Source organism: Methylicorpusculum sp., from assembly GCF_030651835.1.
GTDB lineage: Bacteria > Pseudomonadota > Gammaproteobacteria > Methylococcales > Methylomonadaceae > Methylicorpusculum.
In genome coordinates, this window is record NZ_JAUSBX010000147.1 from 1 (window position 1) to 26,566 (window position 26,566).

General features: G+C 45.8%; 27 protein-coding genes. 15 read left to right on the top strand and 12 right to left on the bottom strand.

The window, feature by feature from the left end:
• The first annotated feature begins 284 nt into the window (after positions 1 to 284).
• Positions 285 to 692, top strand: coding sequence for a Rieske 2Fe-2S domain-containing protein (locus Q7V32_RS18765; protein WP_304898510.1), 408 nt, complete (start codon positions 285 to 287; stop codon positions 690 to 692).
• Between the two features lie 34 nt (positions 693 to 726).
• Here the strand turns inward: Q7V32_RS18765 and Q7V32_RS18770 are convergent, their stop codons facing one another.
• Positions 727 to 1,275: a Slp family lipoprotein gene (locus tag Q7V32_RS18770; protein ID WP_304898511.1), complete on the bottom strand. Its 549-nt coding sequence runs from the start codon at positions 1,273 to 1,275 to the stop codon at positions 727 to 729.
• Between the two features lie 243 nt (positions 1,276 to 1,518).
• On the opposite strand from Q7V32_RS18770, the gene Q7V32_RS18775 reads away from it, so the two are divergent.
• The 3 genes from Q7V32_RS18775 (at position 1,519) to Q7V32_RS18785 (ending at position 3,918) form a co-directional block, all read left to right on the top strand.
• Positions 1,519 to 2,442 (top strand): AEC family transporter, encoded by a 924-nt coding sequence (locus Q7V32_RS18775; RefSeq protein WP_304898512.1) that lies wholly within the window; start codon positions 1,519 to 1,521, stop codon positions 2,440 to 2,442.
• A gap of 211 nt (positions 2,443 to 2,653) precedes the next feature.
• Positions 2,654 to 2,995, top strand: a complete 342-nt coding sequence (gene bamE / locus Q7V32_RS18780) for an outer membrane protein assembly factor BamE (RefSeq protein ID WP_304898513.1) — start codon at positions 2,654 to 2,656, stop codon at positions 2,993 to 2,995.
• A 14-nt stretch (positions 2,996 to 3,009) separates the two neighbouring features.
• Positions 3,010 to 3,918, top strand: a complete 909-nt coding sequence (locus Q7V32_RS18785) for a 5'-nucleotidase (RefSeq protein ID WP_304898514.1) — start codon at positions 3,010 to 3,012, stop codon at positions 3,916 to 3,918.
• Here Q7V32_RS18785 and Q7V32_RS18790 read toward each other — a convergent pair.
• On the bottom strand, positions 3,890 to 5,398 hold the full coding sequence (locus Q7V32_RS18790; protein ID WP_304898515.1) for a hypothetical protein: 1,509 nt from the start codon (positions 5,396 to 5,398) through the stop codon (positions 3,890 to 3,892). The two genes, Q7V32_RS18785 and Q7V32_RS18790, sit on opposite strands and share 29 nt — an antisense overlap.
• Positions 5,399 to 5,533: 135 nt before the next feature.
• Positions 5,534 to 6,541 (bottom strand): EF-P beta-lysylation protein EpmB, encoded by a 1,008-nt coding sequence (epmB, locus tag Q7V32_RS18795; protein ID WP_304898516.1) that lies wholly within the window; start codon positions 6,539 to 6,541, stop codon positions 5,534 to 5,536.
• Positions 6,542 to 6,623: 82 nt separating this feature from the next.
• On the opposite strand from epmB, the gene efp reads away from it, so the two are divergent.
• Together efp and epmA are read left to right on the top strand one after the other, a co-directional pair.
• On the top strand, positions 6,624 to 7,193 hold the full coding sequence (efp, locus tag Q7V32_RS18800; protein WP_304898517.1) for an elongation factor P: 570 nt from the start codon (positions 6,624 to 6,626) through the stop codon (positions 7,191 to 7,193).
• Positions 7,193 to 8,173 (top strand): EF-P lysine aminoacylase EpmA, encoded by a 981-nt coding sequence (gene epmA, locus Q7V32_RS18805; protein WP_304898518.1) that lies wholly within the window; start codon positions 7,193 to 7,195, stop codon positions 8,171 to 8,173. The genes efp and epmA overlap by 1 nt, the downstream gene beginning before the upstream one ends.
• A gap of 122 nt (positions 8,174 to 8,295) precedes the next feature.
• Here epmA and Q7V32_RS18810 read toward each other — a convergent pair whose 3' ends face one another.
• The 3 genes from Q7V32_RS18810 to cysG all read right to left on the bottom strand — a co-directional run bounded on the left by Q7V32_RS18810 (position 8,296) and on the right by cysG (position 11,166).
• Positions 8,296 to 8,631 carry a cytochrome c gene (locus Q7V32_RS18810; protein WP_304898519.1) on the bottom strand — a complete coding sequence of 112 codons (336 nt, stop codon included), beginning with the start codon at positions 8,629 to 8,631 and terminating at the stop codon, positions 8,296 to 8,298.
• 176 nt (positions 8,632 to 8,807) lie between these two features.
• Positions 8,808 to 9,758 carry a WD40 repeat domain-containing protein gene (locus Q7V32_RS18815; RefSeq protein WP_304898520.1) on the bottom strand — a complete coding sequence of 317 codons (951 nt, stop codon included), beginning with the start codon at positions 9,756 to 9,758 and terminating at the stop codon, positions 8,808 to 8,810.
• A gap of 13 nt (positions 9,759 to 9,771) precedes the next feature.
• Positions 9,772 to 11,166 carry a siroheme synthase CysG gene (gene cysG, locus Q7V32_RS18820; protein ID WP_304898521.1) on the bottom strand — a complete coding sequence of 465 codons (1,395 nt, stop codon included), beginning with the start codon at positions 11,164 to 11,166 and terminating at the stop codon, positions 9,772 to 9,774.
• Between the two features lie 83 nt (positions 11,167 to 11,249).
• On the opposite strand from cysG, the gene Q7V32_RS18825 reads away from it, so the two are divergent.
• Positions 11,250 to 11,480, top strand: coding sequence for a sulfurtransferase TusA family protein (locus Q7V32_RS18825; protein ID WP_304898522.1), 231 nt, complete (start codon positions 11,250 to 11,252; stop codon positions 11,478 to 11,480).
• 313 nt (positions 11,481 to 11,793) lie between these two features.
• Here Q7V32_RS18825 and Q7V32_RS18830 read toward each other — a convergent pair whose 3' ends face one another.
• Entirely contained in the window at positions 11,794 to 12,480 is a 687-nt protein-coding gene (locus Q7V32_RS18830; RefSeq protein ID WP_304898523.1) for an HAD family phosphatase, read from the bottom strand.
• Positions 12,481 to 12,770: 290 nt separating this feature from the next.
• Here Q7V32_RS18830 and Q7V32_RS18835 point away from each other — a divergent pair, with 290 nt between their 5' ends.
• Positions 12,771 to 13,334: an RNA pyrophosphohydrolase gene (locus Q7V32_RS18835; RefSeq protein WP_304898524.1), complete on the top strand. Its 564-nt coding sequence runs from the start codon at positions 12,771 to 12,773 to the stop codon at positions 13,332 to 13,334.
• On the opposite strand, the gene cpdA is transcribed toward Q7V32_RS18835, so the two are convergent.
• The 5 genes from cpdA to Q7V32_RS18860 form a co-directional block, all read right to left on the bottom strand.
• Positions 13,308 to 14,108, bottom strand: coding sequence for a 3',5'-cyclic-AMP phosphodiesterase (cpdA, locus tag Q7V32_RS18840; RefSeq protein ID WP_304898525.1), 801 nt, complete (start codon positions 14,106 to 14,108; stop codon positions 13,308 to 13,310). The genes Q7V32_RS18835 and cpdA overlap by 27 nt on opposite strands.
• A 5-nt stretch (positions 14,109 to 14,113) precedes the next feature.
• Positions 14,114 to 15,430, bottom strand: coding sequence for an amino-acid N-acetyltransferase (argA, locus tag Q7V32_RS18845; protein WP_304898526.1), 1,317 nt, complete (start codon positions 15,428 to 15,430; stop codon positions 14,114 to 14,116).
• 90 nt (positions 15,431 to 15,520) lie between these two features.
• Positions 15,521 to 15,664 carry a hypothetical protein gene (locus Q7V32_RS18850; RefSeq protein ID WP_304898527.1) on the bottom strand — a complete coding sequence of 48 codons (144 nt, stop codon included), beginning with the start codon at positions 15,662 to 15,664 and terminating at the stop codon, positions 15,521 to 15,523.
• A 128-nt stretch (positions 15,665 to 15,792) separates the two neighbouring features.
• The gene (locus Q7V32_RS18855; RefSeq protein ID WP_304898528.1) at positions 15,793 to 17,547 is read right to left on the bottom strand and encodes a serine/threonine-protein kinase; all 1,755 of its coding nucleotides are present in this window, start codon (positions 17,545 to 17,547) and stop codon (positions 15,793 to 15,795) included.
• Between the two features lie 386 nt (positions 17,548 to 17,933).
• Positions 17,934 to 20,195, bottom strand: coding sequence for a PAS domain S-box protein (locus Q7V32_RS18860; RefSeq protein ID WP_304898529.1), 2,262 nt, complete (start codon positions 20,193 to 20,195; stop codon positions 17,934 to 17,936).
• 315 nt (positions 20,196 to 20,510) lie between these two features.
• On the opposite strand from Q7V32_RS18860, the gene Q7V32_RS18865 reads away from it, so the two are divergent.
• From Q7V32_RS18865 to Q7V32_RS18895, 7 genes are all read left to right on the top strand, one after another.
• Positions 20,511 to 21,164, top strand: a complete 654-nt coding sequence (locus Q7V32_RS18865; RefSeq protein WP_304898530.1) for a TrkA family potassium uptake protein — start codon at positions 20,511 to 20,513, stop codon at positions 21,162 to 21,164.
• Between the two features lie 3 nt (positions 21,165 to 21,167).
• Positions 21,168 to 22,538, top strand: coding sequence for a TrkH family potassium uptake protein (locus Q7V32_RS18870; RefSeq protein WP_304898531.1), 1,371 nt, complete (start codon positions 21,168 to 21,170; stop codon positions 22,536 to 22,538).
• 372 nt (positions 22,539 to 22,910) lie between these two features.
• Entirely contained in the window at positions 22,911 to 23,351 is a 441-nt protein-coding gene (locus Q7V32_RS18875) for a VOC family protein (protein ID WP_304898553.1), read from the top strand.
• Positions 23,352 to 23,628: 277 nt separating this feature from the next.
• Complete coding sequence (locus Q7V32_RS18880; RefSeq protein ID WP_304898532.1) at positions 23,629 to 23,958, top strand: ASCH domain-containing protein; 330 nt, start codon at positions 23,629 to 23,631, stop codon at positions 23,956 to 23,958.
• Between the two features lie 15 nt (positions 23,959 to 23,973).
• On the top strand, positions 23,974 to 24,246 hold the full coding sequence (locus Q7V32_RS18885; protein WP_304898533.1) for a GIY-YIG nuclease family protein: 273 nt from the start codon (positions 23,974 to 23,976) through the stop codon (positions 24,244 to 24,246).
• Positions 24,240 to 24,962 carry a tRNA pseudouridine(65) synthase TruC gene (truC, locus tag Q7V32_RS18890; protein ID WP_304898534.1) on the top strand — a complete coding sequence of 241 codons (723 nt, stop codon included), beginning with the start codon at positions 24,240 to 24,242 and terminating at the stop codon, positions 24,960 to 24,962. The genes Q7V32_RS18885 and truC overlap by 7 nt, the downstream gene beginning before the upstream one ends.
• 128 nt (positions 24,963 to 25,090) lie before the next feature.
• Positions 25,091 to 26,302, top strand: a complete 1,212-nt coding sequence (locus Q7V32_RS18895) for an argininosuccinate synthase (RefSeq protein WP_304898535.1) — start codon at positions 25,091 to 25,093, stop codon at positions 26,300 to 26,302.
• The last annotated feature ends 264 nt before the right edge of the window (positions 26,303 to 26,566 follow it).

Sequence of the window (26,566 nt, forward strand, 5' to 3'; positions counted from 1 at the left end):
GATTTTGAACAGCTTTAGCTGGCCCGAAGGGCGAAACCCAGGGATGGGTTTCGTAGCAGTATCGCGGTTGTCGGTCCGCGAACCGACTCCACTTAAGCGTCGCGATAGCGACACAAAGCCTTTTTTAGGTTTCAAATAAACCAAATCTTATAGTTAATCCGGAAAAAGTAATAGTTTAACTATCTGATTTTCTATAGTGTTTTAATGCGTTTGCCCTGCTCTTTTCTCTGTTTAATAACCTTTGGCCTGATGTTTGCTGTAATGGAAAACGGAGGTTAACAATTATGGCAATAAGAAGAGTTCCAGAGCCTATTTGTCAGGGATTCCAAATTCCGGAATTAGGAAAGTTTTCTTTTAATATCAAGTATCGGGGGAACCCGTACGGTGCAATTCTGATTCGTTTTAACGGTGCGGTATACGGCTATTTGAATCAATGCGTGCATATGCCCAGAGCATTGGATTGTGAGGAAAGCAACATTTTTGATGAGTCGGGGCGTTATTTGCAGTGTTCCATGCACAGCATTTGCTATGACCCGGTTAGCGGCGAATCGTTAAGCGAAATCTGTGCAGGCAAAAAGTTGACGGCATTGAAGGTCAGTGAAGAAGGAAGCTGGGTGTATTTGCTTGATAAAAGAGCCGTTATGGAGGCCAAGCCAATTTTACCGGATAAAAAGAGCACAAGCAGGTCATGAAATCACCCGAGAGCTCTTTTTACACCTGCAGCGTTTACCAATAATACCGGCCATAAGGATAACCATAGTACCGGTAGGGTCTGAAGCCGAAATAAAATGGACTGTAATAAGGCCCGTAACCGAATTCGTTCCAGTAATAATATTGAGGTTGTTGTTTGGGCCATAAATAAAGCGTGTTTTCCTGGATGATGGGGATTTTTAGTGTTTTGTTGCCAATTCTTTTTTCGCTCTCGCCCGTAAATAAGCCGGCAACGGTTATTTCGAGATCTTTTTGGTAGACGGCTGGATCGAGAAATCGCGGGCTTTGTATCAGGAAGCGTCCCTCTGTCGCCGAATTACTTTGCGGTCTGCCGCTACTGCTCAACGGGTAGTAAAGCACTTCGATTTGAGTGTATTGTTCTTCATTGCGAACCTCCAGTATTGTGCCTCCCCAGCGAACAGGTCGGTTCAGATGACCGTTTGGCTGCATCGTGATGTCCTGGTAGGTCAAGTCAGGGATAGGCGGATTTTGCAGCGCCACCGGCAAGTTCGAGCACCCTTGAAGATTCAATAATAGAAGAACGAATAGCCATAAATAGCGCATAAACAGTTTGATTCCTAAAGTTAAGCGGTGAGGGGTTGCCGGAGCCTGGTTGATAAACAGTCAGACATGCGGCATTATCCAATAATTCCTTATAAGATTAATCACTTTGTTGGTGTACGTTTAAATGTCTTTGTTTTTAAAACGGAGCAACTGAGTGTCATTATCTTATCGGGCTAGCATTCCGCTGATCCTGAAACTCAAACGAACACTGTCTAAACGCGCTGTCACTGATAATTCCATACTATGTATTTTGACCAGTTGTTTTTTGCTTTAAATGTGACAGGTCCTACGCTGCTGATCTTGAGTATGGGTTGGTTGTTCCGGAAAACAGGACTGATTGACGATCATTTTATAGCGGTCGGCAATAAAATAGTATTCAACGTCACCTTGCCTTGCCTGCTTTTCTTTGGCACCGTGTCCACGCCGCTGAGTGAATCACTAGATGGACCGCTGGTTTTGTTTGCTTCACTCGTCACCGTGATGATTGTCGGTTTGTTATGGCTGACATCGGCGCTGTTTGTGATCCGAGAAAAGCGGGGTGTTTTTGTGCAAGGTGCATTTCGCGGCAATATGGGGGTTATGGGTATCGCCCTGGTGCTCAACGCTTATGGTCAGCAAATATTGCCCAAAGCCAGTATTTATTTGGCATTGATGACCGTTTTATACAATATTCTGGCGGTCTTGGTGCTACGTACGGATAAAGCCTCCTATTGGCTGAGTTTGTTAAAAAATCCTCTGGTTTTGGCTGTTTTGCTGGGTATTACCGGCTCCTATTTTGCCGTAGAGATTCCTGAAATTGTGGCTAATTCGGGGCACTATTTTTCCCAAATGACTTTGCCTTTAGCCTTGCTTTGCACGGGGGGTAGTTTGCATTGGGAAAGTTTTAAAGCCAATCATAAAGAGGTTATCTGGGCATCGATCTTTAAGCTGGTTGTTGTGCCTGCTATTGTGACGGGCTTAGCAATTGCCTGGGGTTTTAGGGCGCAGGAACTGGGCTTGTTGTTTTTGATGATGTCGGTGCCTTGTGCCTCGGCCAGTTTTGTCATGGCTAAACAAATGACCCGGCATGGTGCCATGGCGGCTGAAATTATTGCACTGACAACGATTGGCAGTGCTTTAACCATTACGGTTGGGCTTTTGCTTTTAAAATATCGGGGCTACATTTGATTGGGCTAGGGCAAGGTTGTTATAGTGTATCGGGTAACCTCAGCTAATTTAAGTGGGTGTAGGTGTTTGATTTCAAAGGACGCATAAATACAATCCTGTAGCTCTCCGCAACATCCCTGTAGCAGAAGCCATTTCAATCAAGCACCTACATCCACTATTCCAAGCGGGCGAGTAATTACCATTTTTTTTCAATGAAAGGGTTTTTAATATCATGAGTTTATTTCGATTATCACTTCAATTTTCCGCATTCAAGCGGCTTTTAAGCGCTTTGATTTTGGTCTTTGGTGTTTTGCAAATCAACGGGTGTGCCACGATTGGTCAGGATTTTCCTAATTCCCGGGTGTCCGATATTAAGATTGGGCAAACGACTCAACAACAGGTTAGGGAAATGTTTGGGCTGCCTTGGCGGATGGGTATCGAAGATGGAAGAAATACCTGGACTTACGGGCGATATCGCTACTCGCTGTTCGCCGACGATGAAACCAAAGATCTTGTCATTCGTTTCGACAATCAGGGTGTTGTGCGTTCGTATACATTCAATACCAGTCGGTGAGTCCGACTGTACCCATGAAAATCAATAAGCTGGTTGTCGCTGTTTCTTCTCGCGCCTTGTTTGACTTGACCGAGTCTCACCGTGTTTTTGAAGAACAGGGAAAAGAAGCGTATTGCCGTTATCAAATCGATCATGAAGATGAGCTCTTATCGCCGGGATTCGGTTTTGATCTGGTCAGAAAGTTTCTGGCCATCAATGATTTGAGTAAGATTGGGCCGCTGGTTGAAGTGATTTTATTGTCACAAAATAGCGCCGATACCGGCTTAAGAGTCTTTAACTCGATTGCGCATTTTCAGCTGAATATTACCCGGGCGGCATTTACCAGTGGCGTGTCTCCTTATGGCTACATACCGCCTTTCGGTGCGCATTTGTTTTTGTCGACCAATGCCGATGATGTAGCAAAGGCTTTGCATTCTGGATTTGCTGCCGCAACGATTCTATCCGGTTCATCGCTGCAAAAAAGTTCGGAGCAGTTGCGGATTGCCTTTGATGGTGATTCGGTATTGTTCTCGGATGCTTCCGAACGTATTTATCAGGAGCAAGGTTTAAAGGCCTTTACTGAGAATGAAAGGAACGAGGCGAAAAAGCCGCTGTTGGGTGGGCCGTTTAAAGATTTTCTGAGTGCCTTGCAGCATATACAAAGTCATTTTGAGCAGGATCATTCTCCGATTCGCACGGCGCTGGTCACAGCCAGAGCGGCTCCGGCTCATGAACGGGTAGTCAGAACGCTGCGCGCCTGGGGTATTCGTATTGATGAGGCGTTATTTCTCGGCGGCATGCCCAAAGGCGAGTTTTTGGATGCATTTGGCGCCGACATTTTTTTCGATGATCAGCGTGGACATTGTGAGTCGGCTGCCAAACACGTAGCTGCGGCGCATGTGCCTCACGGAATAATTAATCAACTCTTGCCTGAAAGCAAATGAATTGATCGTTGGTTTCTTCCAGCCTTTCAAGCGTTAAAGTGCGCGGGTTATCTCCGGTTATCTCGAGCTTATCTCCGGATGAATAGCGGGCTGCCGGAAATAAAACGCTCAATGCTCCGTTTTCTCTTCTCAGTAAAAGCCCACGGCTGATTCTCTCGTTATATCTGATGACAACGGTTCGCAAGTTTCCCGGTAATTTTTCCAGCAGAGCCCAGCCGATTGAGTCATTCGGGTTTGCCTGCTGGGCTCTGACAATGCCTAGATCGGGCGGTTTTTGGTTGCTAAGGATGAGAACCAGGGTGTTGATACGGATTGATGCATGTCTGATTTGAGCAGAACAGAAATTTTCAAAGCGCGCGGGTTGGATGTTGGCACGCTCGATAGTTGATGATAGTCCGCTACCCGATAGATCTATGTGACCGGTATTAATATCTTTCAGGGGTTCTAACTCGATATCGTTTAAATTGTTGCTTTGCTCGGGTAGTGCACTGAGGCGTTTTAAGTTGGATAGTTTGGTGAGCTGTTTTATCAGTTCCAAACACGCTTCCATACCCACAACAACCTCAAAATAACGGGGCATACTCGGCGTAAGAGAGTCAAGAATCTCTCTGTATCCGTTTAGTTTTTGCCAGTTGGGAAAAAACCAGGAATCTCTGCCGATAAGTTCAGGGTGGATTTTCTTAAGATGCTGGGTCAGGGGGTCTGTATTGATATAAACTGGGTTCGAACCTGATGATTCAGCCTGACCGCTAAGGAGGGGCAATTCTGTCCGGGTATCCCAGATAAACGTGTGATGCGTCGTTGCTTGCTCTGAAATATCGAGTTTGTCCGCGTATTTTATGGCTATGTCAAAAAGAGCTGTTCTTTTATTGAAAGGGGCTTGATAGGCGTTTAACAGATCAAGTATCAGACTTTGCTTAAACAGTGAAACAAGCTTTGTATTTTTGGATGCATCGTTTGAGTGATCGGTTACTGTCTTTTCTAAAAGATTTTCACGAATCGCCAACTCGTAAAGCCCGCCCATTTTTTTCCAGAGTGTCGTGGATCCGCGATTGTAATAGAGGCTATTGGCCTGGATAGATTCAGTGATCAAGCGCAAAATTTTTGCCAGCGTTTCTGTTTTCTCTTGATCCGGCATCGACTTTTGCCCCAAGGCATTGATATAGGCAAGGCATAATGCTCTTATCAGCATGGCGTTTAATCGGGCAATCTTTCTTGATTTGGTGCTGAGGTGGCCTGGATCGGGGCTGCTTTGCGCTAACAAAAGTATCAGCTTGTCGCAATTTTGATGTACTAAAGGCTCGATAACCTTCAATCCGGCCAACAAATCATGATCATTGCCATGAAGTTTTGATAGTAGATTTAACGCTGATAGTAATTCATTACTGGCCGGGATAGTCTCAATGAAGTTGACCAGAGAGAGCCAGTTCGAAATCGAATCAGCGTTTATGATTGATGGAAGATCCAAGTGTCGAGTCATCTTTTCATAGGGCATCTGATTAAAGACGGGGCGAAAAAACATTGGCCCCGGACAAAATCTATAGGTAATTCCCTTATGGAATCGAAGTTAATTGTAGGCCACTAACGACCCTCTTGCACTAAGGAATAACGCGGTCTATCCGGTCAAGCTTTGTTTTGAGGCTGCGCCTGCGATCTCTTTGACCAATTTGGGTACGAGATAGCCGGGTAAGTGGTCTTGTATCTGCTTAATCAGTTTGAGGGCGTCTTCTTCACTGACTTCAAAATGCTGCGTGCCGTTGGCTTTGTCCAAGCTATGTAAATAGTAGGGAATAACGCCGTTTTCAAATAAACGTTCACTTAAATTGCATAAATCATTTGCCGTATCGTTAACGCCTTTAAGAAGGACGGACTGGTTAAATAGAGTGATACCGTAATCTTTGATCAACCGGCAGGCGTCAGCAACAGATTGGCTGATTTCATTGGCGTGATTGCAATGTATGACCATCACGGGGGTGGCAGGTGTGCTGGTTAGAATAGCCAGTAATGTGCCGGTAATCCGGCTGGGTAAAACGATAGGCAAGCGGGAGTGAATGCGAATCCTCTTTACGTGGTCAATGTCAGCCAATTCCTGCATCAAGTCGGCTAATCGCTGATCACTGAGCAATAAGGGATCGCCGCCACTTAATATCACCTCTTTAATCCGGATATCGTTTTTAATATAAGTCAGTGCCTGATCCTGCTTTTCTTTGCTGACCTGATAATCCGAATAGGGAAAGTTCCGCCTAAAGCAATAGCGGCAATTGATTGCGCAGGCTCCGGTATTAATCATCAGGGCCCGGCCGTCGTATTTGTGAATAATCAGGTTTTCTCTGGCGGCCGCTTTGTCGCCAACCGGATCATCGCTAAAGCCCGGCATTTGCAGTAATTCAGCAGTCAACGGCAATACTTGGCGCAACAAAGGATCGCTGGCATCGCCTTTTTGCATGCATTCTGCAAAACCGCGTGGCACGCGTAAGACAAATTGTTTGGCCGCAGCTTCTGAAACAGGCAGTTGGGCTGTGTCCAGATGCAGAAACTTACACAGGTCGTCAATCGTTTTAAAAGCGTTGGCCAATTCGTGTTGCCAGCGAATATCGCCCAGTGGTGGGTGGTTTTTAGTCATGAGATGTGTGATTTAGTTTCTTACAAATCCAGCGTCCATTATAATGCCTCGTTTTTATATCGTTTTTTGTCTCGAGGAAAAAATGGCGACTTACAGTACCAATGAATTTAAAAGCGGATTAAAAGTCATGTTGGATAATGATCCGTGTGCAATTATTGAAAATGAATTTGTGAAGCCGGGTAAAGGACAAGCATTCAATCGAGTCAAAATCAGAAACCTGAAAACAGGGCGGGTGATCGAAAGAACCTTTAAATCAGGGGATTCTCTGGAAAGTGCTGATGTGGTCGATATTGAAATGCAGTATCTCTACAATGACGGTTCTTTCAGGCATTTTATGGTGCCGGACACATTCGAGCAATACCAGGCGGATGATAAAACAGTCGGTGACACCGCGAACTGGTTAAAAGACCAAGACAAATGCACAGTTACTTTATGGAATGATTCTCCATTATCCGTGGTGCCTGCCAATTTTGTTGAACTGGCAATCACCGAGACCGATCCCGGTTTGCGAGGTGATACTTCAGGCGGCGGCGGCAAGCCGGCCACGCTGGAAACCGGTGCAGTAGTGCGAGTGCCTCTATTTGTTCAAACGGGTGAGATCATCAAGGTGGATACCCGCACAGGTGAATACGTTTCTCGCGTTAAAGAATAGTGAATCCCGATTGGCTGCCTTCTGGCGATTTAACGCTGTTGAAGAGCAGGGCGCAATTACTGGCGGCCATCCGGCAGTTCTTCTCGGAAAGGGGGGTTTTGGAAGTTGAAACGCCCTTACTGAGCCAAAGCATAGGAACAGATCCTCAATTAGCTTTTTTCACGACGGATTACCTGCTTTATCCCCGCAGACAAAGGTTGTATCTGCAAACATCGCCGGAATTTGCCATGAAACGTTTATTGGCAGCCGGTTCCGGTTCAATTTATCAAATCTGCAAGGCTTTCAGAAACGGAGAAACAGGACGTTTACATAATCCTGAGTTCACTTTACTGGAATGGTACCGAGTCGGGTTTGATTTGTTTGACTTGATGGACGAGGTTGAGGAACTGGTAAAAGTTGTGTTTTCCCCCTACCGTTCATTGACCTGTACCCATAGACTCAGTTATCAAGCCGTTTTTATGCAGCATACCGGTCTGGATGCGTTACGGTTTTCTTTGGCTGATTATTCTTCCTATGCCGAACAAACAGGACTAGCTGAAGCCATCACCCTATGCGGAACGTCTCATGCGTTATGGCTGGACTTTATTTTCAGCCATTGCGTTCAGCCCAAGTTAAATGACAATGCTTTGTATCTGGTATTTGGATATCCCGCCTGCCAGTCTTCACTGGCTCGTTTGAATGCTCAAAATCCAGATATTACCGACAGGGTAGAAGTATTTATTGATGGCGTCGAGTTAGGTAATGGCTATTACGAATTGACCGATGCGCAGGAGCAGGATGAGCGATTTGACAGAGAAATAGCCATCAGACGTCTACAGGACTTGCCTGATGTGACTAAGGATGTTCGTTTGTTGAAAGCGCTTGAATCGGGATTGCCGGATTGCGCAGGAATTGCAATCGGTTTGGATAGGCTGTTAATGCGAATGACCCAGTCCACATCGATTGATCAGGTGTTAGCTTTTCCGGTGGTCAAGGCGTAAGCATCAGGAAGAGCCTAATAGCGATCAACTGTTTTTTGCCTTCTCCCCCAACAAAAAAGCCCCGTCGATTGGATCGCGCGGGGCTTTTGTTTTTTAAGTCAAAATTAATTAGCGATTTTAACTTATTTGCTCAGGTAGTCGTAAACAGCATCGATAGCTTGCTCTTCAGTCAGACCTTCTTTTTTGACTGGGCCTAGGCTCATGATTTGTTCAACTGCTTTAGGCATACCGTTTTTACCTTCTTTTAAAACAGTACCAAATTTAGCGCGATCTAATTTACCGCCTTTGATCAATTCGCGCAGTTGCGGATTTGAAGAAATGTCGTGGCAAGCACCGCAACCGCGTCCGAAAGCGCGGTCGTAGATTTTTTTGCCTATTTCAGCGTCGGCAGCAGCGTTAGCTTGTGCGCTCAGGGCAACCAGGGCAATTCCAGCAGACGCGATTAATAATTTTTTCATTTTGACCTCTCTTGTGATGGAAAAAGAGCGCACTCTTTAGTAATAGTTAAATGACTGCGCTCAATAAAAAAGTTAAACCCGAAAAGAATAGGGGATTTAACCGAAAAATTCAATTAATTTTACTTTTTGTCGTGAAGATTATCGTTGAAGTGCCTGAACAATTACTGAATTTTTAGCTATTTTTTCCAGCGTTGCAGGTAACCATTTGAGGCGATGCTATAAATCTTTTTATCGTTTTCGGTAAACGCAAGTCCCAGAACCGAAGCAACAGTTGGCCGCCTCTTTTCATCCTTTTTAGCGCGCCAGAACTTGATTCGTAGACCTGTCTTAACATTCAAAAGATCAATACGCCCTGATGTTAAACCTGTTACCAGATAACGGGCGTTGCTTGAGAATTTTGCAGTCGCTACCGTTTGTCTTTCAGGTTTAAGCGATTTGTAGATTTTACCATTACTGAGTTTCCATAACAGCGCTTGTCCAAGTGCTGCGTTGGTAAAGGCATAGCTATCATCCGGACTTATCGCAACTGATGACAGCTGATTGTAATGAGTCCAGCTGTACTTTAATTCACCTGTTGCCAAATCCCATAATTTGGCGGTTTTGTCGGCTGAACCTGTTAATGCATACTGTCCGCTTTTTGAAATATCGGTTGCCAAAACTGAACCTTCATGCCTGAAAGCGTAAATCGTGATGCCTTTTTTAAGTGCAAAATAGATGGCTTTATCTGCGAGTCCAATAAGCGCAAAGCGTCCATCGCCCGATAGGCTGACCGCGCTAATCTCGGGGAAACTCCAAACTTTTAAAAGCTTGCCATCACTGATGCGCCACCAGGCCAAAGAATCACGCTCTGCGGTGATTGCAAATTCTTCATTACCTGAAATAGCCGTTTTGATAATGCCATTGGTGCCATCCAGATGTTTCCATGAATGAAGCAGACTTTTGGGTTTTAATTGCCACAGTTCCGCAGGTCCCGACATGTTGCTGATCAAAGCATAGTGTTCGGAAATATCAGCCGCAAAAAGATTATCCGGACCGAGCTGCTGGGTTTTTTCTGAAGTTGACGAATTATCACAGCCGTTAAGCAGGAATAAACAAAATAAAGCGACAAAACATAAGCGATTTAGCATGACTGATCCCGGATTACAGCGCTGAAGTAGCGCTGTACCAATTTAGTTTAGTATGCAATTTGACGACATTCCCGATAATGATCAAGGTCGGCGGTTTAATATCCTTGTTGGCTGCGATAGCGGGAAGTGTCGAGAGTGTGCCGGTATACACTTTTTGATTCAATGTGGTTCCTTGTTGAATCAATGCGGCCGGTAAGTCATCTGGTGCGCCGTGATCTATCAATGACTGGCAAAGAAAAGGCAGTCCTATCAACCCCATGTAAATTACCAGGGTTTGATTTGGCAGAGAGAGCTGATTCCAGTTGAGGTTTATGGTGTCGTCTTTTAAATGACCCGTAACAAATGTGCAGGATTGAGCATAATCCCTGTGCGTCAAAGGGATGCCCGCATAGGTGGCGCAACCCGATGCGGCGGTAATGCCGGGCACAACCTGAAAATTAACACCTTGCTCCATCAGTGTTTCAATCTCTTCTCCGCCACGGCCGAATATGAAGGGATCGCCGCCTTTAAGACGGGCTACACGCTTGCCTGATTTGGCAAGATTGGCCAGTAAACTATTGATCTCATCCTGAGGCAGGCTATGGTCGCTGCGTTTTTTTCCGACATAGATTTTATCAGCATCTCTGCGCGCCAGTTCCAGAATTGCCGGTGCGACGAGGCGGTCATAGAGGATAACATCGGCTTGTTGCATTAACCGTAATGCTTTAAAAGTCAGCAAATCAGGGTCGCCTGGGCCGGCTCCTATCAGATAAACTTCACCTTGAGCTGTTGAATTTGATTCTTCGGTCAGGCATTTTTCCAGTTGAAGCGTCGCTTGTTGTTCGTCTCCCTTGAAAACCAGTTCTGCAATCGGGCCTTGTAACACTTTTTCCCAGAAAATTCGGCGTTGTGCAGGTTCTTTGATCCATCGCTTGACTTGGGGCCTGAATTTTTCAGCTAAATGTGCGAGGCGACCGTAAGTGGGCGGAATGATGGTTTCCAGTTTGGCTCTTAACAAACGGGCTAAAACCGGCGATGCACCGCCCGATGAAACCGCGACTATCAAAGGTGAGCGATCGAGAATAGCAGGAAAAATAAAACTGCACAGTTCGGGGCTGTCAACGACATTAACGGGTATTTTGTGCTGACGTGCAGCGGCGGCAACACTTTCATTGGTGGTTTTGTTGTCGGTGGCCGAGATGACTAGGGTAAATCCCGCGACATCCTCTGCGGTAAAGCTTTTTTGTATGATTCGAAGGCTTAAGTCACTTTCTCTTTCTTTTATTGAAGAACGGATATCTTTGGCTATGACAGTAATGCAGGCCCCGGCTTTGCTGAGCAAGTCAATTTTTCTAGCCGCAATTTCGCCTGCCCCCACCACTAAACAGGCTTGGCCTGTCAGTTTAAAAAATAAAGGAAAATAGTCCATGTGATCGGTTAGTTCGCTGTTTATGGTAGCGGTGGTATTATAAACACCACGTAGGGAGTTAATAGTAATTATATCCAAGAACCATGATTGAATTTGATTTAGAAGTTGATGCCAGCGGGTTAATGTGTCCATTACCCTTGTTAAGATTAAAGAAAGCCCTTCAGCAATTGCTGGCCGGACATGTGGTTAAAATAATCGCTACCGATCCGGCTGCGCATCTGGATATCGGTGTCTACACCGAACAGACCGGGCATGAAATTGTTGAGTTTGTGCGGGAAGGGGAAAAACAAATTTTTCTGATCAAGAAAAATTAAAAGGTGAATGATTCTTTGTCTGTCAATACTCGTCCGCTTTGAATCGAGTGCAAAGTGCTCGATTTAAAAGGGTGCGACAAACCATTCCTGTTGCAGATACCCTGAGCAATTCCCAGCTTGAAATTCAGCGTCATTTTGGACTGAGAAAAGCCTTTCGAGGAACGCCGTAAACCGTTCCATGGGGGCTTGACCGCAGCATCCCTGCCGCTGACATCCTCAAAAAGCTTCCCCGCCCTTTTTTCCCTTCAAATTGAGAATTGCTTAAACACCTTTGCCGTTTAATTGTGCGCGGTGAAATTTATAAATTGCGGCTTTATTTTTTGAAGTGATGGGTAGGGCAGGCATCGTTTCTGAGGCTGATAATGGGCCATTCCTGCTGTTCTGCAATCAGTTGCAGCTTTTCATCCGGGTCTACGGCAACCGGGTGTGTGACTCGATTCAATAGCGGTAAGTCATTGTGGGAATCGCTGTAAAACCAACTGTCATCGAGTGTTTCTGAATGCGATGCCAGCCATTCGGTCAGTAATGTGACTTTGCCTTCCTGAAAACACGGGACGCCATTAAACCCCCCGGTATATTTTCCATCGGAAAATTCAGGCGTGGTCGCTATCAAAATATCGATGCCGTAAAGTTGTACGATCGGTTCAGTGACAAACCGGTTGGTCGCGGTAATAACCATTAGGGTATCGCCTTTAACTTTATGTTTGTTTATCAGTTCTTGGGCAGGTTTCAGCAAGATTGGAAATATCTTTTCCTGAACAAATTGTTCTCGCCATTGATACAATTTTTGCGGTTCATTATCGGCAAGCGGACGTAAAGAAAAAGCCAGGAATTCTCTGATATCCAGATTCCCTTGTTTGTAGTCCTCGTAAAATTTGGCATTTGCCGCTTCATAAGCGTCTTTGTCGACAATGCCCTGGTCGACCAGAAACTGGCCCCAGAGATAGTCGCTGTCATCCGCGATGAGTGTATTATCTAAATCAAAAATAGCTAGGCTCATTAAAATACCCGTTTAAATTAGCTTTAAAAATAGGCTATAGCCTCCCCAACTGATTTGTGGAACAATAGCTTCATTAATTTTTATTCACTGAACGTTACGACGAGTTTATCACCTTAGCGGGTTTACGCTGAACTCATATAGTAAGAACTGATTGAGAATCTGCAGCACATGCGCTTTTAATGCCTGTAAAAACCTTGCGGTTTCACGGCTTACTAATTCTCCCGGTTCCAGCGAACTGATCGCCTAAAGCGAAGCAGTCGGTGACGGTCAGATAATTTAAAGGTTTTAACATGATTGACTCAAAAGGATACCGGCCTAATGTCGGAATAATCCTTTGCAATGACGAGGGTCGCGTGTTTTGGGCTAAACGTTCCGGTGCCAATTCCTGGCAGTTTCCACAGGGGGGCATTAATGATGACGAAGACCCTGAAGCTGCGATGTATCGTGAACTGTGGGAGGAGACCGGTCTGCGCGCTGAGCATGTGCAATTGCTGGGGCGCACACGATATTGGTTGCGTTATCAATTGCCGGAACGATATATCCGCAAACAGTCGATGCCTCTTTGCATAGGACAAAAACAAATCTGGTTTATTTTGCGCTTGGTTACGCCTGAATCCAATGTGCGTTTTGATCGAACCTCCAAGCCTGAATTTGATGGCTGGCGGTGGGTGGACTATTGGGAACCACTGAATGATGTCGTGTATTTCAAGCGCAAGGTTTATCGCAAGGCGATGGCGGAATTGGGTGCGCTGCTGGTAGCTGATTCTGTTCCGGTAAAAGCAGATGGTTATCTGGCTAAAGAAAAAAAGAATGCCAAAAAAACCAGATCAATAGCCAAACGAGTCCAAACTTAATTCCTGGAGCAAGCCCGGAAGGCGGTAGACGCTGGTCTCGATTGATCCATCAGGCAATAAGTTAATGATACGGTACCCTGGCATTTCCAGATCCAGCGTAAAATCTCTGCACAGCGGTTTGAATTGAAAACAGGTAGCTGGTGAGCCTAGAACCCGTAAAGACTGATAATCGCGGTCCATCACTTGATGGATATGCCCCGATGTGACGGCTTTTACCTGCGGATAATTCAATAGTATTTTCAAAACTTCATGCTGATTTTCAATCAGCATGGTATCCATCCATTGGCTTTGCGTAGGCAGCACATGATGATGGACTGCGATTAACGCAAAATAATCAGGCTGTTCAGCCAGACACTTCTGTAAAAACAACAGTTCTTCATTGTCGATATTGCCGCCCGGTCGTCCGGGTATCTGGCTGTTAAGGCAGATTAACTGCCAGTCTTCAAACAAGGTTTGTTTGTAACAGCTGACTTTTTGGCTGTTAAACAAACTGAGCATCAGCGGGTAGTCATCGTGATTGCCGGGCAAGCACACCGAATTGACGGGGTACTGTTCCAGTGTTTTTAAAATTCGCGTATAGCTCGCAGTACAAGGATCTTGAGCAAGATCTCCCGATACCAGAATAAGGTCAAAGGTGTTGCCTGCGGCAAATGCCTGTTCAAGAACGGCCTTGAAATAATACTCGGTGTCTATGCCCAGCATTTTCTCCCCTGGCTCAGGCAAAATGTGAAGGTCGGTAATTTGAAGGATAGACACCGTCTTTGAATAAGGCATAGGCATTAGCTAATAATTTTGCATAAGACTTTGGAATTTCTCTGCGGGTTGTAAGACGATTTTAAAGGTTCAGGCAAAAGATCGATTGAAACAGGCTTGAACCCTCTTTCAATAAACCAGTGAACGGTTTGAGTCGAGAGTACATAAAGCTTCGAAAAATTAAACTGTCCCGCTTTCTCATAAATGTAATCCAACAGGTGGCTGGCTCTGGATGCTCTCTGATAATCCGGATGTATTGCCAGGCAGGCTATTACACCACTACCCGAATCAGCTAGCGCGTGAAGAGCGGTGCAGCCAATGATCAAACCGTCTCGTTCAATAATAATATAGTCGGAAATTTCCATTTCCAGTTTTTCACGTGAGCGTTTAACCAGTAAGCCTTGTTGTTCAAGTGGCTTTATCAATTCCATGATGCCGCCAATATCATCCAGAACGGCCGTGCGAATCGTCTCAAATGCGGCGTGACTGACCAAGGTGCCGATGCCGTCACGCGTAAATAATTCCAGTAATAAAGCGCCATCAATTTGTCGGTTGACCAGGTGGGCGCGTGTTACGCCGTTTTGACAGCTTTGAATGGCAGCGCTTAAAGAGCGGGCGATGGCCTCCGGCAGGTTTGGATTGTTTTCCAGTAATTCGTTGGCTTGTCCGGTAGTCAGTTGCTGGACCGGTTTCTGGTTGTCAGGATTTAAACAGTTTTGTTCAGTCATCAAAATCAGTTTTTCAGCCTGCAAGGCGATAGCAACTTCGGTTGCGACTTCCTCCGCCGAAAGATTAAAAACTTCCCCGCTCGGTGAATAGCCAATCGGCGAAATGAGCACGACATTATTCTGGTCAAGTTGTTGATGTATCGCCTGACTGTCAATTCGACGGACTTTGCCTGTATAGCAATAGTCTATTCCATCCAGCACACCGAGCGGTTTTGCGGTGACAAAATTGCCCGAGGCGACTCTTATTTTTGCGCCGGCCATGGGTGAATTAGCCAAACCCATCGATAACAAAGCTTCAATTTCAACCCGGACCAATCCGGCCGCCTGTTTGACATATTGCAGTGTTGATTGGTCGGTAATGCGAAGATGATGGTGAAATCTCGGGGTGTCACCTTGCTGGAGCAAGCGTTCATCGATTTGGGAACGAATGCCGTGAACCAGAACCAGCCTGACACCCAGGCTTTTCAATAAGGCAAAGTCATGAATCAAATTATCGAAATTCGGTTCAGTTACCGCCACGCCGCTAAAAAAAATGACAAAGGTACGGTTTCGGTGCGCGTGGATGTAAGGAGAGGAGTTTCTGAACCAATTGACGAAAGTGCTTTGTTGTTCCATTAAGTTAATTTCAAGACAAGCTAAGTTGACGTGTAGACAAGGACCGGATAAAAATCTTGGTTAAACCTTGTTTATAAAATGACGTTAGCCCTATTTTACTTGAATATACTGGGCAGGTGTTAGGCTGCAGCCACCTTGAGCCATTCCCGGTTTTATCTTTTTGTAGCGTTGAGGGTCGGCGTAAGCCTTGCGAGGAACACCGTAAATCCATTCATGCGGGCTTGACGGCAGCATGCCTGCTGCCGTCAAGCCCGCAAAGCTTAAGCTTCCCCGTTTAATCATCAAACTGGGAATTGCTCAGGCGACTTCATGAGTTACTCACTACTTGCATCACTATGGACGCCGGTGTTTACGATCGAATCTCAGGGCTGGCGTAAAATTTTAGCTTTGAGATCCAATAAGGCCTGGTGTTTGGGGATAGCTTCCAATCCTTCTTCAATTTTGGTCAGACTTTCATCATGTTTGCCTTTAACATAAAGTTGTTCGGCTTGCTCGCTCAGAATATCGGCAATTTTTTTCAGCCCCTGTTTCGCCTCTTTATTATAGGGGTCGATCTCAAGCACCTGCCTATAAGACCAGAGTGCATTGCTTCCGGTAGGCGCCGTCAAATAGCCCACATCAAAATGAATTTCGGCTAAATCTAATAAGTCTTTGATTTTTAATTGTTGTTCGGGGCTTAGCTGAATGATTTTGTCTTGTAACGGATCTATTTCTTGAGCGAGCTGAATGTAACCGGCAATACCGGCAATTAGCGTCAATACAGCGAGACTACCCAGGATAATGGGCAGTGCGGATTTGGCTTGCAGCCCGTTCATGAATTGCTGAACGGATTGGATTCTGTCTTGCCGTTTAAAAGCGAGTCCTTTGGCTAACGTTTTCCATTGTCTTCGGCTTAAGCCACTGACCATTTTAGGTTGCAGATTCAGTTCCATGGCTTTAGGGGCTGAAAGCTTTCCATAGGGATGCTTTCCGGTCAAAATCTCGTAGGTTACGCAGGCTAAGGCGTAAACATCATCGCTGGGGTCCGGATCATTTTCATAAAACATTTCCAGGCTTGCATAAGCCGGCGTGAGTGCCCCCAAATCACGGCGGGCGTCAAATACCGTTTGATCCTGTTCGGCATCATGACGGCTCACGGCGCAGGCTATGCCGAAATCAAGAACTTTAACTTCGCCGTTCTCTAAAACGCAGACATTGCCTGGTTTGAAATCGGAATGGACTATTCCGTGCTTATGGGCATAAGCCAGCGCCAGACATAAGCCTTTAATGATGTACCAGGCCTTTTTGAAAGGCAGGCCATTGGGGGCCTTTTCGGAAATATACCGGCCTAACGATTGACCATCCAGTATTTCCATGGACATGAAGACATGGCTTTTATCCCGGTCGAAATCGTAGACTGTAATAATGTTAGGGTGTGCCAGGGTCTGGGCTTTTTGGGTCTCTCTTTGTAAAGCAATATAGGCGGTCGCGTTGTTTTTAATATCTTCGTTGAGGATTTTCAGCGCTACGTAAGGGGATTTGTCTCTTGCTTCCTGCTTGCGAAGGTCCAGTGCCTTGTAGACCACGCCCATGCCGCCGCTACCCAGCACATCCTGCAACACGAAACGCTCCTTGAGCGTCGAGCCGATGCCTAGGGGGCCGTTATTTGAAAGGCCTGCAGAAGTTGAAGTAGTTTGAGTAAATGACAGCGTGGCAGCTGTTGAACCTGCTTGAAAACCTGACGACACGGTCTTTGCCGGAGCCGTTCGTCCGGCCGGATTGATAACAACGGTTGCTTCTTCTTCGCTGGATAAAGCGGATGACTCAGCATTCAATGAACTGACACGTGTCTCATCATCTGTTAAGGATTGCGTTACAGGACTGAACCGCGTTTCATCATCGTCAGTCCGATTTTCTGAATGGCTGATCCTGTCTAATGATGATAGTAAGCTTAGATAGTGCTCAGGGCTCAACTGTTTCTGTTCGAGACTGATACGTAACACGTGTCGGATTTCTTCGTGTTTTTTAGGCGATTGAATAAGAATTTGCTGAAAAAAAGTTTCCAGTTGATCGAGGTTCAGTTGCCCCTGACAAAAGTGCAGCAACGTATCAGTAATTAAGTCCGATTGATTATTCATTGATGTGTCTTAGCCTGGTAAGTCTTGATGTCATGGATTGTGGATAACAAGGTTTTGCCGGCAGTTTGATTGCCATGTGGCTGCTTTCTTTTTAGGCTATTGGCCTAGAACCATTACAAGAAGTATAAAGGAATTTTTTGAGGTGGTATTTTCTTCTGGCTGGTATTAGCAATTCTCAATTTGAAGGTAAAAAAGGGCTGGGGGAAGTTTTTTGAGGATGTCGGCAGCAGGGCAGATTTTTATTCCGGAAAAAATCTGCATTTCCACCCTCCTTGGCGGTCAGATGCTGCTGTCAAGTCCCCATGGAAGGATTTACGGCGTTCTTCAAAAGGATTTTCTCAGCCCAAAATGACGCCGAAAAGATCAAACTGAGAATTGCCGGACTTTTATGAGCGTTTGAATACCATGACCGTGATATCGTCATAAAAAAGGTCTGATTGGCAGAAATCTTTGAGGTGTTGAATTAACGTGTCGACGATAAATCCCGGCTTTTGATCAGCGTATTTTTCGAATAAGGTTTTTAGTCTGTCAATGCCGAATTGTTCCCCGGTCGGATTTTGGGATTCTGTCAGCCCATCGGTATAGATGAGCAGGCAATCACCGGCACAGAGTGTGATTTTTTTTTCTTCAAAGTTAATATTTTGCCTGATTCCTATGATCAATCCGTCGGCGTCCAATTCTTTACAGCTAAAGTTACATTTTTGGTAGAGCAGGGGCGGTGGGTGTCCGGCATTGGCGTAACTGAGGGTTTGCGTTGTGGTGTAATACTGAAGGTAAAAGAGCGTAATAAAATGATCGGCGTTATAAAGATCCTCATAAAGAAAATTATTCAGCACGTCCAAGGTTTGAGCGGGTGAGCCTAACCAGGTGGCCTGGGTTCTAATGGCGCTGCGTGCAGCAACCATCAGAAGGGCAGGTCCTACCGCATGCCCGGAAACATCGGCAATCACCATGTCCAGATGCTGCTCGTCGCGGTAAAAATAGTCGAAATAATCACCGCCTATCTGGGTTGCAGGAAGGCAAAAACCAGTCACTTCGAAATAGGGTGAAATGATTGGTTTGGCTGGAAACAAGGACGTTTGAATTTGCTGGGCAATTTTCATTTCGTTTTGCGCGATGGCCAGATTGACCTGCGCTTCTCGAATTTGCCTTTCAGCGGCTTTTCGGCTGCTGATGTCGTGCACAAAGCCGCTGAATTCATAGGCATTGCCGATTTTTAGCGGTGCAATACTCAATTCAACAGGAAACTCGGTGCCGTTTCTTCTCAACGCGATTTGCTCGGTTAGCTGATCGATAACACGGCTGCTCCCTGTGATAAGAAAATGGCTGAGTTCTTGATGAACAAGTTTCCTAAATCGTTCGGGTACTATGAGCTCGGCCATATTGCGACCAATCGCTTCCTGGCGCGTCCAGCCAAACATTTTTTCAGCGCGCTGATTCCAGTCAGTAATGATGCCGTAAGAATCCATGATGATGATTGCATTCAACGTAGTTTCAATGATCAGTCGCGTGCGTTTCTCGCTTTCGATCAGAGCATCTTCGTAATGCTTTCTTGCGGTAATGTCACGATCCACACCGCGCCACTTCAGCAGCTTGCCCTGTGCATCTATGATAGGAAGGCCGGTTGATTCGGCGATCACGAGGCGGCCTTCTTTGTGGCGGTAATGGTTGGTCAGCGCATAAAAGGCATTTTGGACTGAGGAGTAAGGTTGAAAATCGGTTTTATCCTGGGCCGTAAGAAGCTCGGTATAGTGTTTTCCTATAATCTCTTCGGGTTTGTAACCCAAAATTGTTTTTACCGCGTTACTGCAGTAAATATAGTATCCGCCTGGGTCTTGCTCCCATAACCATTCCCCGGTCATTTCGGCCATTTGTCTAAAGCGTTGTTCGCTTTCCTGAAGGGCGGCTTCAACTTGTTTGCGTTCAGTAATGTCCTCTTCTACCGCTAATAAATGGGTAATTTCGCCGCGGCTGTTTTTAATCGCACTGATGCTCTCAAATGCCCAATAATCTTCACCGTTTTTGCGCTGATTTTTTATCTCTCCCCGCCATTCTCCCTGTTTGAGCAGTTCCTGCCACATTTTCAGGTATTGTTCGTCAGAAGTGCCACCGGACTGAAGTATTCTGGGATTATGGCCTAACAGTTCCTCGTGACTGTATCCGGTCATGGAGCAGAATTTAGGATTGATATATTCAATCCGGCCGCTGGGATCGGTTATCACCACGGCGCTGGCGCTCTGTTCGACTGCGGCATGCATCAGCAGCAATTTTCTTTCCTGTTGCTTGGATGCACTGAGATCCTGGATTAAAACAGCAATAGTGGGCGTCTCATTTTTGGCGGGATCGGTCAGTTTGCCGAGTGAAATCATGACGGGGAAAATCTGATTCTCACGATTGATCAATTCGGCTTGAAAATTGGCCGCAGGATGGTCGCTATCCAATTGTGCCAGCGCATTTTGCCAAAGTTCTGCCGGGCAATGGGGCGACAATATAACATTGAGAGGTTGATTGATCAGATCGTGCTGTGCATAACCGAACAGGTCGCAAGCACTGCGGTTGAGCTCTTTGATCACCAGTAACAAGGGGTTAGCCTGTTTTATCTCTGCAATCAAAATGCTGAATGTTAAGCCGTCAATGAAAGGTTGCATAGGTTTTGATTTTTATGGTTCAGTCGAGTTACCGGAAAGTTTTATGCATCAAATGCTGACCAAACTTCAGTAGTCAATTTATACCGTATATTTTTATTGTAAAGAAACCCGTTATCAGGAATGTGAGTCATCCATCATTAAAAGAGCCGGCCGTGGTTCGCCGGGATCTTGCTATTGTAAGCCGGTCTCCTCGCCATTGTTTCATTGTCTGCTTGTTTTTAAAGCGTATAATTCCCGGCCATTATTAGTCCTGTCCGTTGCCATTGCTCATGAGAATGCCGGAGCAGGTGATATTGGCGTTATTTTGGTGTGTTTATGGCTCAATATGCGGTGATCGGTTTAGGTAGATTTGGCACTACGCTAGGGTTGCAATTAGTCAAAATGAATCACGATGTCATGGGTGTCGATTCTGACAGAAAAGTGGTTGAGTCGTTATCCAGTTTGCTCACGCTCACGGCTATAGCCGATGTCACCGATGAAAATGCGCTACTTGAACTGGGTTTGACCGATTACGATGCAGTTATTGTCGCGATTGGAGAGAATCTGCAGGCCAGTTTGCTGTGTGTCGTCCATTTAAAGAATCTTGGAATAGAAAATCTTTGGGTCAAGGCCACTTCCGCTTCACATCATTTAATTTTAAATCGATTGGGGGTAACGCGCATTGTTCATCCGGAAGAAGAGATGGGCAAAAGAACGGCTCAGGCGCTTTCTTACCCTATGATCAGAGAATATATGGCTCTGGGTAACAAGCAGTATATTGTTGAAGTGCCCGTTGTTGAGCGGTTGGCGGGTAAGGCGCTGGTGGATTTGTTGACGGATGTGAAAGGCAAGGTGTTTGGGCTTCTGATCAAGCGGCGTGAGCAATTATTTCCCTGTCCGCATGAGCAATTCGTCATTGAGGCAAATGATATTCTGATTTTGGCCGGAGATCGTTTGTCTTTGACGAAGCTGGCTCCACAATTGATATAAGCGATGACTCAACTGCCGCGGTTGTGGGGTTCATTAGTGCAAAAAAAAGCGCAGTTCCGACATCTTTTGATCAATGCCAGTCCACCCGCCATATTGATGATGGGTTATTTGATGCTTATCTTATTCGGTGCCGGATTGCTGAAATTGGAGATCGCGACAGCGTCATCGATTACCTGGCTTGATGCCATTTTTACAGCGACATCGGCTGTAACGGTAACGGGCCTGGTTGTGTTGGATACCGGTACCGGGTTTTCAGTTTTCGGCCAGGTTGTCATTGCGGTGTTGATTCAGGCCGGCGGTTTGGGGTTTATGACCTTTTCAATTCTTACGTTATTGAATCTGGGCAAACGATTGGGTGTGAGGCATCAGTTAGTGGCTTTGGAAGCCTTGAATCAAACCAGCTTCAACAGTATTAAAGATGTATCCAAAGCGGTGATTGTCTTCTCTTTGGCTATAGAGGCTATTGGTTTTTTACTTTTAATGCTGTGCTGGCTTGATGAATACAGCCTTTCGCAAGCGGCTTATCATGCTTTTTTTTATACGATTTCAGCGTTTAATAATGCGGGATTTGCTTTGTCTGCTGATGGTTTGACCGCCTATCAGGGAGACATTCCTGTTAATCTCATCATCACTGCACTTTTTATCATCGGCGGCATCGGGTTTGTCGTGTTGCAGGATGTCTGGAAAAAGCGCAGCTGGAAGAAACTTCAGGTTTATACCAAAGTGATGATCAGCAGCACGGTGATGCTTAATTTACTGGCATGGCTGCTGGTGTGGCTGTTTGAACGAAAGAATCCTGCTACCATCGGAGGTTTTTCTTTATCCGATCAGTTAACCGCCTCCTGGTTTCAGGCAGTGACGCCCAGGACTGCGGGGTTCAATACCTTGCCTATAGAATCATTGACGGATTCCACATCTTTGCTCATGCTTATTTTGATGTTTATCGGCGGTGGTTCTTTAAGTACTGCCAGCGGCATAAAGTTAGGCACTTTCGTCGTGCTGTTAATCACGACGTATGCATTTTTAATGCGGCATGATGAAGTCACGATCTTGCGCCGCTCAATTCCGCTGAATTTGATCATGAAGTCCTTTGCGGTAACCGTCATTTCAATGATGCTCGTGCTGCTGGGCTCGCTTATGTTATCGGTTATCCAGGCAGCGCCGCTTTTGGATATTTTATTTGAAGTGGTGTCGGCATTAGGCACCGTAGGTTTGTCCAGAGGCTTGACCGGCGATTTAACTAATGCCGGTCAATTGTTGATTATGTTGCTCATGTTTGTAGGACGTCTTGGGCCATTGACGGTAGCTTATGTTATTGCTATACCCAAGCAACGCCGGATTAAGTATCCGTCTATCGACATTCAGATCGGTTAGCAACTAGCATGAAACAACTTCTTCAAAGACTGGAAGGGGTTCGGTGGCTCGATTGACAGGTATCGGCTTCAGGGATTGACGCTGTCAAGCTTACACGGACGTATTCACGGCGTCCTGTCAGACGAGCCACCGAACCTCACAAACAGTCAAGCTTGTGGAAGTTACTTTATGCTTATTCCTTAGTTGCTACACATTAATTGAAAACGTTAAAACTCGCCCGCTTGTAATAGAGGGTGTCGGTGATTGAATGAAAAGGTTTCTGCAACAGGGATGGTTTCATGCGTTCTTAGAAATCAAGCGCCTACATCCAATAAAATGGTAGGCGTGAGCAGATGCTGAAAACGATAACTTTGCAAATGAGAGGTCAGTATGATGCGTTACTTACATACCATGGTCAGGGTTCGCAATTTGGATGAATCCCTGGACTTTTATTGCAACAAACTCGGGATGCAGGAAATTAACCGTATGGAAAGCGAGCAAGGCCGTTTTACGTTGGTTTATCTGGCCGCTCCTCTGGATGCCGACCCAGCTAAGCGGTATGAGGCGCCTTTGTTGGAGCTTACCTATAATTGGGATACCGAAGACTATACCGGCGGCAGAAATTTTGGGCATATAGCGTTTGAAGTCGACGATATTTATGCAACCTGCCAACAGCTGATGGATAAAGGTGTATTGATCAGCCGTCCGCCCAGAGATGGCCACATGGCATTTATCCGGTCGCCGGATCAGATTTCCATTGAATTTTTACAAAAAGGTTCGTCGCTGAAACCTGCAGAGCCCTGGGATTCTATGCCTAACACCGGGGTTTGGTGAGGCATTGAACGTAGACATACCCATCGTATATCGAAATTCGGCACCGGGGTGCCCGTCAAAGGACGCCGTAAATACATCCCTATAGGCTCTATGCCAGCATCCATGCTGGCAAAGCCTTTGCCGAACAACCCGTTGCCTCCTTAGGCACTGTCGAAATTTGAAGTGCGAAAGGTATAATAATAAATTTTGATCAGAGTTCATGCTGTGACTAAAAGCTGTTTAAACTGATCCATTCTTCCTCTTTTCTTACTTTTTAAAAGGTTAAATAAGCTTATTTATGTCTGACTTACCCCAAAAAACCTGCTCTATCGATAACCTGATACGTCACGAAAAACTGGTTGCTGCCGCCAAGGCGGGTTTGAAAACTCAGCAGCGCCGAAATGGCGTTTATGGCTGGCCGGGAGAAAGCTTTGAGTTGCAAGGCACCGAGTTTGTAGTGACCGGTTTACAAAGGGAAAAATTGGGAGACATGACGGATGAACATGCCAAAGCAGAAGGTTATCCGAGTCTGGAAAGTTACCGGGATTTGATCTTAAGAATGCATCCTGGAATGAGCTGGGATCCGGAAAGTTTGGTTTGGGCGCACTATTTCGAAATCAAGGCCTGATTTTAAAGTGACATGATGGCTTGGCAGGTCTATATCATCCACTGTAGCGATGATTCCTTCTACACCGGTTGCACTAATGATGTGGAAAGGCGTTATCGCCAGCATGCAGAAGGGCAGGGGGCCAAATATTTTTTTGGCCGCAAGCCGGTCCGCTTGATGTATCTGGAAACGCTGGCCGATCGAAGAGCAGCCTGCAAACGCGAAGCCATGCTGAAAAAACTTAAAAGAGCGGAAAAACTGCAGTTAATCAGCTCTGAAACCAATGAAATGGCGGTTTCGGAGTGTTAGAAATACTGTATCAGGATGACTATCTGGTCGCTATCAACAAACCGGCAGGCTTGCTGGTGCATCGATCCAATATAGACCGTCATGAAACCCGGTTTGCTGTGCAATTGCTGCGTGATCAAATCGGTCGCCATGTTTTTCCGGTGCACAGATTGGATAAACCCACATCAGGGATTCTGCTCTTTGCTTTAAATGCCGATGTTGCTCGGCAAATGATGGCGGTTTTCGTCAATGGACATGTGCGCAAGCGTTACCAGGCTATTGTCAGAGGGTTTGTCGAGCTAAAAGGCAGTATCGATTATCCGTTACAGGAGACGCTTGATCGAATGAGCGATAGGAACGCCGCAGAAGATAAACCGGCACAGGCTGCATTGACGCATTTTAAATGTCTGGCAAGAGCGGAGATGCCTTTTGTAACAAAACGCCATTCAACCTGCCGTTATTCGCTCGTTGAGCTGGTGCCTGAAACCGGGCGTAAGCATCAGTTGCGGCGGCATATGAAGCATATCTTTCATCCTATTGTGGGTGATACGACTCACGGTGACGGCAAACAGAATGCTTTTTTTAGAACCTATCTGGGGTCTCATCAGCTGTTATTGACGGCAAGCGATCTTCATTTTCCTCACCCTGTGTCAGACGCGCTGGTTTCGATCCATTCTCCTCCGGATGCTGAATTTGTAAGGGTTATCGAACAATTGAATTGGCAGACGAATGATTGATGCTATTTCGGGCCTGCCGTCTTTCTGGTTTTACGGTATAATTTCGCCCCATTAAGTTTCCATTTATGCGGATGTTTATTAGAAACGGACACCGCGATTATTTTTATCGAGCAATACATTGGGGTGTTATGTCGAGTATCAAGAAGGTCGTTCTGGCTTATTCCGGAGGTTTGGATACCTCAGTCATTCTGAAATGGCTAAAAGATGTTTACGATTGTGAAGTCGTTACCTTTACAGCCGATATCGGCCAGGGTGAGGAAGTTGAGCCGGCAAGAGCGAAAGCGCAAGCCATGGGTATAAAGGAGATTTATATTGATGATCTGCGTCAAGAATTTGCGCGCGATTTCGTATTCCCGATGTTTCGCGCCAATACCGTTTACGAAGGTGAATATCTTTTAGGGACTTCCATTGCAAGACCGCTGATTGCCAAACGGTTGATAGAAATCGCCAACGAAACCGGAGCTGAAGCCATTTCTCACGGCGCAACAGGCAAGGGTAATGATCAGGTCCGTTTTGAGTTGGGTGCTTACGCGTTAAGACCCGATATTCATGTGATTGCTCCATGGCGTGAGTGGGATTTGACTTCGCGTGAAACCTTGTTGGCTTATGCTGAAAAACACAATATTCCGGTAGAAATGAAACGAGGTAAAGCTTCGCCTTATTCAATGGATGCCAATTTGTTACATATTTCTTACGAAGGCGGCATTCTCGAAGATCCTTGGGCTGAGCCTGAAGAGTCGATGTGGCGCTGGAGTGTGGCTCCGGAAGCGGCGCCCGATAAGCCAACCTATCTGGAGTTAACCTATAAACAGGGCGATATCGTCGAAATCGACGGTCAAGCGTGTTCGGCAGCGGAAGTTCTTGAAAAGCTGAATACCATAGCCGGAGCCAATGGCATAGGTCGTCTGGATATCGTCGAAAATCGTTATGTAGGTATGAAGTCTCGGGGTTGTTATGAAACGCCGGCCGGTACCGTCATGCTTAAAGCGCATAGAGCCATTGAGTCGCTGACCTTGGACAGAGAAGTAGCTCATCTTAAAGATGAATTGATGCCGCGTTATGCCAGTTTGATCTATAACGGTTACTGGTGGAGTCCTGAGCGCAAAATGCTGCAGACCATGATTGATGCATCGCAAGTCAATGTCAATGGCAAGGTCAGGGTCAAGTTGTATAAAGGGAATGTGGTCGTTGTGGGAAGAGCGTCAGATTCCGACAGTCTATTTGATGAGGCTATCGCAACGTTTGAGGACGATGCCGGCGCATACAACCAAAAAGATGCGGAAGGATTTATCAAATTAAATGCACTGAGAATGCGCATTGCCGCAAAGAAAAGCCGCTAATCAGGTTTTTGGTGGTCTGCTTGGCGTGAGGGTTTTTGGTCACGGTTAATCGGGTATACCCGCTTTCAAAGGCTTTAAGCTTGGTGGCAGCTTATGGAAGCGCTGGCTAGCGCTTCTTGCTTAAACCCGATAAAACGCACGACAATTTGATTTAAGCTTGTATAATTGCTATTCGCCGAAAATTGGATGTTTGGTTTTTGGTTGGAAAAATAATAATTTAAGGATCGGGAATGCATTTAACTTTGTTTTTACCTTGAGACTTCT